Origin of the sequence: Flavobacterium sp. (assembly GCF_044361065.1) — a bacterium.
Taxonomy (GTDB): Bacteria; Bacteroidota; Bacteroidia; order Flavobacteriales; family Flavobacteriaceae; genus Flavobacterium.
On sequence record NZ_JBIKJI010000105.1, the window covers coordinates 1 to 7,651 of the forward strand.

9 protein-coding genes are annotated in these 7,651 nt (G+C 28.1%); 5 read left to right on the forward strand and 4 right to left on the reverse strand.

Going from position 1 to position 7,651, the window contains the following annotated elements:
• Both ACIQ11_RS07255 and ACIQ11_RS07260 read right to left on the reverse strand, forming a co-directional pair.
• On the reverse strand, nt 1-194 hold a 194-nt coding region (locus tag ACIQ11_RS07255), incomplete at its 3' end, for a hypothetical protein (protein WP_396154007.1).
• 9 nt (nt 195-203) lie between these two features.
• A complete protein-coding gene (locus ACIQ11_RS07260; RefSeq protein WP_396154008.1) occupies nt 204-875 on the reverse strand; it encodes a superoxide dismutase in 672 nt (223 codons plus the stop codon).
• A gap of 525 nt (nt 876-1,400) precedes the next feature.
• Between ACIQ11_RS07260 and ACIQ11_RS07265 the strand changes: the two genes are divergently transcribed.
• Nucleotides 1,401-2,096: a hypothetical protein gene (locus tag ACIQ11_RS07265; protein WP_396154009.1), complete on the forward strand. Its 696-nt coding sequence runs from the start codon at nt 1,401-1,403 to the stop codon at nt 2,094-2,096.
• Nucleotides 2,097-2,226: 130 nt separating this feature from the next.
• Entirely contained in the window at nt 2,227-2,544 is a 318-nt protein-coding gene (locus ACIQ11_RS07270; protein ID WP_396154010.1) for a hypothetical protein, read from the forward strand.
• A gap of 145 nt (nt 2,545-2,689) precedes the next feature.
• Here the strand turns inward: ACIQ11_RS07270 and ACIQ11_RS07275 are convergent, their stop codons facing one another.
• Nucleotides 2,690-3,349 (reverse strand): response regulator, encoded by a 660-nt coding sequence (locus ACIQ11_RS07275; protein WP_396154011.1) that lies wholly within the window; start codon nt 3,347-3,349, stop codon nt 2,690-2,692.
• Nucleotides 3,342-4,112, reverse strand: coding sequence for a sensor histidine kinase (locus ACIQ11_RS07280; protein ID WP_396154012.1), 771 nt, complete (start codon nt 4,110-4,112; stop codon nt 3,342-3,344). Before ACIQ11_RS07280 ends, ACIQ11_RS07275 begins: the two co-directional genes overlap by 8 nt.
• Before the next feature lie 1,062 nt (nt 4,113-5,174).
• Between ACIQ11_RS07280 and ACIQ11_RS07285 the strand changes: the two genes are divergently transcribed.
• From ACIQ11_RS07285 to ACIQ11_RS07295, 3 genes are all read left to right on the forward strand, one after another.
• Nucleotides 5,175-6,104 (forward strand): carboxypeptidase-like regulatory domain-containing protein, encoded by a 930-nt coding sequence (locus ACIQ11_RS07285; RefSeq protein ID WP_396154013.1) that lies wholly within the window; start codon nt 5,175-5,177, stop codon nt 6,102-6,104.
• A gap of 187 nt (nt 6,105-6,291) precedes the next feature.
• Nucleotides 6,292-7,065, forward strand: a complete 774-nt coding sequence (locus ACIQ11_RS07290; RefSeq protein ID WP_396154014.1) for a hypothetical protein — start codon at nt 6,292-6,294, stop codon at nt 7,063-7,065.
• Between the two features lie 175 nt (nt 7,066-7,240).
• Entirely contained in the window at nt 7,241-7,450 is a 210-nt protein-coding gene (locus ACIQ11_RS07295; RefSeq protein WP_396154015.1) for a hypothetical protein, read from the forward strand.
• Nucleotides 7,451-7,651: the final 201 nt, after the last annotated feature.

A 7,651-nucleotide genomic window follows, 5' to 3' on the forward strand; every position in this document is an offset into this window, starting at 1 on the left:
GCATTGTCTGGAAAGGGTTTCCCAAAATTCAACAGTGCATTTCCGCCTTTTGTTTCGTGAATACCTGTTACTTTTTCGCAAATTGTTATTGTTTTTCCTTCAAAAGAAGCAATGTTTTCTAAGGTAGGTGTGCTTTCTTGTGCAGCTACCAAAAGCGTTCCGAATAAAAATAGAACTAAAAATACTTTTTTCATACCTGTAAATTAATTGCTTTTAATAGCTAAGTTGTAATTGGCACTTACTTCGTTCCAGTTGATAACGTTCCAAATAGATGTTAGATAATCGGCGCGTTTGTTTTGGTATTTTAAATAATACGCGTGTTCCCAAACATCAATTCCTAAAATAGGTGTCCCTTTGGTTTCTGCAACATCCATTAACGGATTGTCTTGATTTGGAGTAGAAGACACCACCAATTTATTGTTTTTATCAACAGAAAGCCAAGCCCATCCTGAACCAAATCGGGTAGTGGCAGCTGCATTAATTTTTTCTTTTAACACATCCATACTTCCAAACGTATCCATAATTGCTTTTTCTAAATCTGCAGAGGGTTTGGTGTTTTTGGTTGGTGTTAGTATAGACCAAAACAATTCGTGATTATAATGTCCACCTGCATTGTTTCTGATGGCTGGACTCAACTTTGAGACACTTGAGAAAATCTCAGTTAGTGTCATTCTAGTAGCTTCCATAACAACAAACTGAGCATTTAAGTTTTTCACATACGCGGCGTGGTGCTTGCTATAATGAATTTCCATAGTTTGTGCATCTATAAAAGGTTCTAAATCCGTGTAAGCATAAGGCAATGGCTTTTGAGCAAACTGCGCCGAAACGGAAACAACAAACAAAAGTAAAACAGCTAGTAATTGAAATTTTTTCATTTTTAAAGTTTTTAAGATGTATAACATAGTGTAGCAAAGTTAATGTGTTTTTTGGAAAGACCGATACGTTTTAACAGGAAGTTATTACTACGATTGAAATCTTTTTAAAAAATCAAGTTTGATGTAATTGAAAAAAATTGCAATGCGAGATTTAAAAAGTACCCAATTAGATATTTTATTATTTTTATACCTTTTACATACACTATCCATACACTATCTATGGAGTATCTATACACTATCTCTTTTTATGACCCGTCCTAAAATAACTATACAGATTAATAAATAATATTTTAGTTACGCAAATACAATTTTTAATTTTAAATTTATTAAACAATTGTTATAGTTTAAAAATACGTATAAACACGTATATCTGTAAACTTAGTTTTTTATAATTTTAAAAAATTATTTTAATCTAATAAATAAAATATGTAAAAATTATTACTAAAAGAGAAAGCCATTGCAGAATGCAATGACTTCTCACAGAAAAATAGTATCTCACAACAATTTTTAACTAATATAAATATAATGAAAAAGATAATAACAATTTTAATATCATATTTTGGGTTTGTATGTAATGCCCAAACAGACGAAGTAGATTCTAAAAAATTCAGACTAGAGCTTTCGGCTGTTACTGCATTTGTTGAGTATGATTTTGGGGGGTTAAACGAAATGTTGAAAAGTAAAGGTTTACCACAAGCTAAAGATGGGTTGCAGTCAACTTATGGCTTTAAAATAACAGATAATACATACGATATTTTATCCAAAAAAAACTTTTTTTGGGAAGTTCTTGTTGGTGTAAATACAAGTAAAAACAATGCTAACGGTCATTCATTGGAGCAGTTGGTAACTTTTGGAGAAATGTCTTTAGGGTATCGTTTCTTCCAAAAAGACAGACATAATATTTATGCTCGACTAGGGCATGGAGGAATGATGTATAATGTGGACATACATAATAATTCGGATTCGGGAAGTTTTTCGGGAGCATTAGATGAATATGGCGGTTCTGTAAAAATAAGGTCTAGAAATAATCAATACATATCTCTTGGAGCAGGTTACGATTGGGCTATTGATAAAGAAGAAGATGTTCTTTTAGGTTTTAATTTAGGTTACAGAGTTGGACTGGGAAAAGAAAGTTGGGAAATCAAAGGACGTAGTTATAATGAAAGTCCCGAATCATCAGCAAGAGGATTCTTTATCGGGCTTTTAGTTTCATTTAGATAACTACAGCTTCCTTTAACAGCCGTAGCTGTTGCGCAACCACTACTCAAAGATAAAAGATCAAGTGCAGCAAGTAAATCCGTTGCCTGTAGTGCTTTATCACAACGCGAAAAAGGAAAGAAAAGAAAAAACAATGAAAATAAAAATATTTTTTGCAGGAGCTTTTTATTTTATGAGTCTATTAGATATTATAGATTGGTATTTATTCTGGTATCAAAATGAAAATTTAGCTCTAAAAAGTTTTAAATTATTAAAAATAAAATATTTAGATAGATTTCCAAGTTTAATAAGACCTTTATTTGAGTATAACCCGCAACCCATTGCAATTATTCTTATTTTCCTGTTAAGTTTTTCTGTTTATGTGTTTTTTAATGAAAAAAGAACAATTTATAAATTACTAGGCATTACGTCAAGTATTTTTATATTACAATTTATATTTTCAATAATGTAAATTAATCAGTAAATATTTCGAAATTAAATTAGGAAGCATTTTTTGCTTCCTTTTTTTATAAATTTTAATGAATTAATTAAAATATAATTATTTTTGAAATTGTTTATTAAGTATATAAAGTATTGAATTCTATTATTTTCTAAATTTATAGGTCATCCAAAGAAATAATATCTTTCTTCAAAGCATACAAAATAACCCCAATAAAGTTTTTAGAATCTGTTTTCTCCATAATATGTTTACGGTGCTTTTCTACTGTTCGTGTACTAATATTAAGTAAATCTGCAATTTCCTTACTACATTTTTCCTTGGTCGCCAATTGTATAATTTCAATTTCTCTAGTCGTTAAATGAACGCTAGGTGTATCGAAAAAGGTATTTCGTTTTCTTTTCCATAACAAAGCTTCACGTATAACAGTACTCAGAGCAATATCAAAATAATAATCTTTATCAAATACATTTCTAATAGCATCTTCTAAAATATCTGGAGAAGAATTTTTTGTAAAATAACCATTTGCACCTATTTCCATAACTTGATGCACTGCTTCTTTAGAAGTCAATTGCGATAAAATTACCACTTTAAGGTCAGAATCTAAACTTTTAGCTTGTTTGCAAACATCGTAACCATTAATAATAGGCATTTCTAAATCCAACAGCAATACATCAATTTCAGCTTCCTCTAAATATTTTAAAAAAGCCATGCCATCGTGCGTGTCATACACAACAGAAATACCTTCACAAGAAGACAATAGCAAAGACAAGCTTTTTCTAAATAATTGATGGTCGTCAACTAAAGCAACTTTAATCATATATAGGAAATAAATAAATTTTATAATGATTGCCTTTAGCAATAATTTCTTGCTCTAAGGTGGCCGAAATACTTTTTAAACGTGATTGAATATTTTGAAGTCCTGTACCTTTGTTTAGTTTGTACTCGGCTTTAAAATCAAAAGGAGTACCATCATCGATCAGTTCAAAACAAACACCTTTAGAAGAGGTATTCAATCGAGCGTTACAAGTTGTTATGGAACTATGTTTAAGCATATTAGAAGTCAATTCCTGAACCACGCGAAACAGTTCATAAGAAATCTTATTTGACACTAAAGTCTCGGATAAGTTTATATCCAATTCAAAACGCTTACCACTCGAAGCGCTCAATTGTTCAAAATAATCTCGCAACGCCAAATTAAATCCAGCTGTTTCTAATAAAGGAGGCATCAATTGAAAAGAAATTAAGCGTGTATTTTCAATAGTTTGTTCCAAAGAAGTATGAATGGCTTCTAAAAGTTCAGGCGCATCCGTATGACTATTCTTTTTAGAAAATAAAATAACATAATTACGAATCGCATTCAAATCACTCTGAATCGCATCATGCAAATCTTTAGCGATACGTTTACGTTCTTTTTTCTCACTTTTTAATGCGGTTTTTAATAATACTTCTGCTTCTTTCTTTTTAATTTTTGCCAAATGACGTTGATAAAACAACACCATAAACAACAGCCCAAATGCTAAAAATAACATTAAAAACGTACCAATAAGAATTATCGAATTTAATTCTTTTTCGCCTTCCATATCCCCACAATTAAAAGAGTTCGTAAAACAAAATTTAATAAAATATTTATCATCCAATAGGAATGAAGCAAGTTTGAATCTGCTTTATAAATATAATTACTAAGTAAAAATAAAAATACTGTGCCACAATGATACAATATTAACCCTGATATAAAGTAAAAAGTACTGTTTTGTAAAAGGTTTTCTATATAAGCATCTACCATTAGCTTTCTAAACCAAATAATTGTAAAAAAGAGTATAAATACTGTAATAAATGTATGGGAGTAAGAATTAATAATTAATAAGTCTTTAATGTTAAAATTCAAAAACAAAAAGAACCAAAGTGTAACAAAACCAACTAAAAAAGCGAGAAATAGTTTAGTAAATAGCCTTTCTAATATCTGATAGAAAAAATAAAAAATAGTAAGAAAAGATAAGATTTCATATATCACGAACCAATAGGAGCAATCCCATTTAAAAGTAAGTGTGCCAAAAAACTCATAAAAACTAGCCATAAATGTCATTGCAACATAGGGTAATATTGGCTTTAATTCTTTAACCTCTTTTCTTTTAGCAATTAAAAAGTAAAGCAATGGGCTAACGCCATAAATAACAACAAAATAAAGTAAAAACATTACAAACAATTTTAAACCTATCTTTATAATAGGTATACTTTTAATTAATATTCATTTAACTACTTTTTGTATTTAACAAAACCGTAATTAATAGTTTTAAAAACCGTAAAATTCTATTTTCAAAAACCTTAACTTGCATCTATATTTTAGTTTATAAAGGCATACAAATATAATATAGTTTCTTGTTACTAAAATACGTATTAATACGTATAAAATAGTATTTTTAAACTAGTTAAGTTTGTATTGTTATTTTATAATATAAGATTTTATAAAACAAAAATGAGAAAATAAACACTATACTTAAGCTAATCTCACGGTATGATATTTAGCTAAAGTTTTAGAAAATAAACGAGTTGATTGCAATTTTAAAACGCACAGGCTTAAAAAAATATTTCAGAATTTAAAGAGAACTTAAACAGTTTCAGCTTTACAAATTTAGTTTACAATTATGATTAAGTTTTCTTTTTTATTATTTATTTCTCTTTCCCTTTTTGCCCAAACTAAAGGTATTGTTGTTGACGAATCCGGTAAGCCAATTCCTTATGTGAATATTTGGGTTGAAGACGAAAATATTGGAACTACTTCTGAAGAAAATGGCGAGTTTTCGATTACTATCTCGGAAAATAAATTCCTAATTTTTTCAGCTATTGGATTTGAAACATTAAAAGCCAAACTAAACGAATCTGGAAAAGTTGTTTTAAAACCAATCGTTTATCAAATAGACGAGGTTGTAATTCAAAAACGAATTGGAAAAGACAAAATCGAAATTGGAAATTATAACAAGAGTAACATTTCTATGTATTACGGAACAGGCATCAAACCTACAATATTAGCTAAATTTATAGCGCCAACCGAGGACATAAATAAACACCCTTTCGTAGATGATATTACTTTTTTAACTCTTTCAAGTATCAATAATGCTAAGATAAAGGTTCGTTTTTATGAAGTTGCTAAAGACGGAACTCCCGGGTTGGATTATTCTGAGGACATAATTATTGTTACAGTTAAAAAAGGAAAGAGAAATACCACACTTGATTTAAAAGATAAAAATATAATAATTCCAAAATCTGGTTTATTTATTGCTTTTGAATGGATGATTATAGAAGAGAATAAATATACTTACGAATATACTCTTAATGAAGAAAACGATAAATCAATTGGTGGACTTCCAGAATTAAAGAAAAAAGTTTATAAAGACGGAATAAAATACGAACCTTCAATTGGTACTATTCCATCGGAATCAAGTACTTCCTGGCAATACATAGCTGGAAAATGGGTTTCTAGAAAGCTTCATAAAAAATCAGATTACCATAAAGGAATAGATAAATATGACAATAAGTTTGGTGAATTAGCAATTAAAATAACTCTTACAAATTAATCAAATTTATAATGCGAGAAATATGATTTATCTGAAAAAGATATTCAAATTATTTAAATAAAGGCAAAAGCAAAAGTTGGACAAACAAACACTAAATATCTACAGAATAATATATTTATAAATAATAACTATAATGAAATACCTTAAAATTAATTTAAAAACAGTTGCTTTTTTTTGGCTTACAACTATGTTTTCAATATACTCTTATGCACAAGAGGCTGAAAATATTTATCATAAGCAATATTCAAAACTAAGTTTTGTTTTACAGCCATCAATTTTAAAGCCAAGTGAAGCATATAATTATGATGGTTCAGCCTATCCAAGTGTAGAATTTACAAAAGACTTTTCGTATCAATTTGGTGTGTATTATAATTTTGCTCAATCTGGTAATTTTAATTTTAAAACAGGTATTATTGCAAAAGAATTTATACCAAAATTTGATTTAAATATTACAGACCAAGATATTGGAATGGGTGTAGATTATACTTTAACAGAGATAGATTCGTACAGTCAGTTTTTACTTTCAATTCCTCTTAAAATGGAATATTTTATTAAAATTAATCCTAAACTTAATTTAAGCTTGGGCTCAGCAATTAATATGAATATAATTACGGGTACAAATTTTGAACATACTACTGGTGTTAGCGTCTATAGCATAGATGGAAGTAATAGTAAAGATATTTTTTATTCAAAATCAGTTCAACATCAAAACTTAAATTTTTCAACAGAACTTTCTTTAGGTTTCAATTATAAAACAAAGTATGCCTTATTTGATTTAAGTTATTTTATAAACAATCAATTTGGGTCACAATACACAACAGGTGAATATCAAATTTATAATTTAACACAATCTGGAACAAAAAATGGTCAGTTTAATATTTATAGTAGTTTTCATGGTTTAAGCCTTGTTGTTTCTCCAAAAAAGGGATGGTTGAAAAATTCTACAAAAAAAGAATTGTAAAATTTATTAAAACAGTAATACCAAAGATAATAAAAATACGTATAAATACGCATAAAATATCTTCAATGAATTAATTATGTTTGAGAATTATTTTGACATAAATGCATTTTAAACAAAAATGAGTGAATAGACTCTAAACTTAAGTGGAAATACAATAAATATAAACATATAATACATGAAACCTGTAACAAAAAAAACAATTCTGACCTTTTTATTTTCTGGACTAATTTATGGAGGTTTAAGTGCTGGTTTTGATTATTCTGATGGAGTTGCATTTAGTTTTTGGAAATTTATATTCAAATTTTCTTTTTTTGGATTTTTAATGGCTTTAATGTTTCAATATAACGTAAAAAAAGAAAATAAAGTTTCTAACGATAATAAATAGAAATTTTGAAAGTTTGAAACTGCTAGTAAAACTTAACCAAATTAGTGTCATAATTTATATGAAATAAGTTTGGGTGTTGCAACTGGTGGTCAGTTCATAGGAAGAAAGAAATAATTTAACACAATATAATTATGAACAAATTAGATAATAAAACTAATAAATTAAAACATCTATTTGGATTAGTCACTTCTATGTTTTTTG

What these genes read in the sequence shown, in the direction of transcription:
- ACIQ11_RS07260 (WP_396154008.1), bottom strand. Translation starts at nt 875, where the DNA reads ATGAAAAAATTTCAATTACTAGCTGTTTTACTTTTGTTTGTTGTTTCC.
- ACIQ11_RS07265 (WP_396154009.1), top strand. Translation starts at nt 1,401, where the DNA reads ATGAAAAAGATAATAACAATTTTAATATCATATTTTGGGTTTGTATGT.
- ACIQ11_RS07270 (WP_396154010.1), top strand. Translation starts at nt 2,227, where the DNA reads ATGAAAATAAAAATATTTTTTGCAGGAGCTTTTTATTTTATGAGTCTA.
- ACIQ11_RS07275 (WP_396154011.1), bottom strand. Translation starts at nt 3,349, where the DNA reads ATGATTAAAGTTGCTTTAGTTGACGACCATCAATTATTTAGAAAAAGC.
- ACIQ11_RS07280 (WP_396154012.1), bottom strand. Translation starts at nt 4,112, where the DNA reads ATGGAAGGCGAAAAAGAATTAAATTCGATAATTCTTATTGGTACGTTT.
- ACIQ11_RS07285 (WP_396154013.1), top strand. Translation starts at nt 5,175, where the DNA reads ATGATTAAGTTTTCTTTTTTATTATTTATTTCTCTTTCCCTTTTTGCC.
- ACIQ11_RS07290 (WP_396154014.1), top strand. Translation starts at nt 6,292, where the DNA reads ATGTTTTCAATATACTCTTATGCACAAGAGGCTGAAAATATTTATCAT.
- ACIQ11_RS07295 (WP_396154015.1), top strand. Translation starts at nt 7,241, where the DNA reads ATGAAACCTGTAACAAAAAAAACAATTCTGACCTTTTTATTTTCTGGA.